The sequence below is a fragment of the Kribbia dieselivorans NBRC 106261 genome, from assembly GCF_001552435.1.
In the GTDB taxonomy this organism is placed as follows: domain Bacteria; phylum Actinomycetota; class Actinomycetes; order Actinomycetales; family Dermatophilaceae; genus Kribbia; species Kribbia dieselivorans.
Genome location: NZ_BCRE01000283.1, coordinates 1 through 1,596, shown reverse-complemented (window position 1 = coordinate 1,596; position 1,596 = coordinate 1). Strand labels below are relative to the sequence as shown.

Here is a 1,596-nt window from a genome sequence, read left to right as displayed (position 1 = left end):
CCGTGCCGGCGATGCTGGCCGGGCCGTCGCCCTCGACGGCGCGGTTCGTCGCGGTGGCGTCGGCCGCCGGGGCGCACGGACTGTTCCACCTCGCGGCCTACTCGACCGCCAAGCACGCCGTCGTCGGCCTCGTGCGGGGCCTGGCCGCCGACCTCGTCGGCACCGGCGTGACCGCGGTGGCCGTCTCACCCGGGTCGACGAACACCACCATGCTCGCGCAGACGGCCGCGCTCTACGACGTGCCGGTTGACGAGCTCGCCGCCCACACGAAGCTCCGTCGTGTGCTCGAGCCCGAGGAGATCGCGGCGACGATCGCGTTCTGTTGCTCACCGGCCGGTGCGGCGCTCAACGGGTCGGTCGTGCAGGCCGACGGGGGATTCGCGGGATGAGCCGGCAGCTGCCCGACGGGTTCACCGTGACGCTGCGCCCCGACGTGACGCGCCTGGGGGAGGGGCGGCTGCTCATCGGTGGGTCGCCGCTGACGGCGCTGTGGCTGTCGGCGGCCGCGGCAGCGTCCTTGCGGGTCGAGGGGGAGGTGACGACGCTGACGGTCGATTCGCCGAGCTCCGCGCGGGTGGCCGAGCGGCTGCTCGCGGGCAACCTCGCCGACCCGGTGCGCGGCGCCGATCTCGACCCCGAGCTGCTCACCGTCGTCATCCCCGTTCGGGATCGGTCCGAGGAGTTGGGCCGGGCGCTGACGGCGTTGCGCGGGGCCGCGTGTCTGGTGGTCGATGACGCCTCCGTGGACCCGGCGCCGGTGCTGGCCGTGGCGCGCGAGCACGGCGCGCGGATCGTGTCGTTGTCGCGCAACGTCGGCCCGGGCGGAGCGCGGAATGCGGGCGTCGCGCACGTGACCACCCCCTTCGTCGCGTTCGTCGACTCGGACGTGACCGCGAGCCTGGGCGACCTGACCCGCCTGGGCGCGCACTTCGACGATCCGTCGGTGGCCGTCGTCGGACCGTTGATCCGCGGGCGGTCGCGCTCGGCGCACCCCGCCTGGTTCGAACGGCATGACGAGGCCGCGTCGTCGCTGACGCTCGGAACGACGCCGGCGAACGTCCGACCGGGCGCGAACGTCGCCTACCTGCCGAGTGCGTGCCTCGTCATGCGCACCTCCGTGTTCACCGACCCGGCCGTGGCTGGTTTCGACGCACCGATGCGCGTCGGGGAGGACGTCGACCTCATCTGGCGACTCATCGAACTCGGCTGGCGGGTGCGGTACGACCCGTCGGTGGTCGTGCATCACGACACGCGGGGCACGCTGCGGGCGTGGGCCGGGCGCAAGTTCGTGTACGGCACGAGCGCGGCGCCGCTGGCGGCGCGGCACGGTGACTTCGGCGCGCCGGCGCGGTTGTCGCCGGTGTTCGCCGCGGCGGCCGCGTTGGTGCTCATGCGGCACTGGAGCGCGGTTCCGGCGGCGGTCGTCGCGGTGGCGTGGGGGGCTCGCGGGGTGCGCGGCTCGCTCACAGACGTGCCGGGTCGCGACGTCATTGCGGTACGGATCTCCGTGGTGGGGCTGGGGTGGGCGGTGCGCCAGGCGAGCGGTCTGCTGCTGCGGCACTGGTGGCCGGCTGTGGCCGTGGCCGCCCTCGGCTC

General features: G+C 74.6%; 2 protein-coding genes. Both read left to right on the top strand.

The window, feature by feature from the left end:
- Nucleotides 1-389 (top strand): SDR family oxidoreductase (locus KD1_RS15885; protein ID WP_157073428.1); only part of this gene is annotated, 389 nt, incomplete at its 5' end.
- Nucleotides 386-1,596, top strand: a 1,211-nt coding sequence (gene mftF, locus KD1_RS15880; RefSeq protein ID WP_068403539.1) for a mycofactocin biosynthesis glycosyltransferase MftF, incomplete at its 3' end; no start/stop codon positions are given. The genes KD1_RS15885 and mftF, both read left to right, overlap by 4 nt.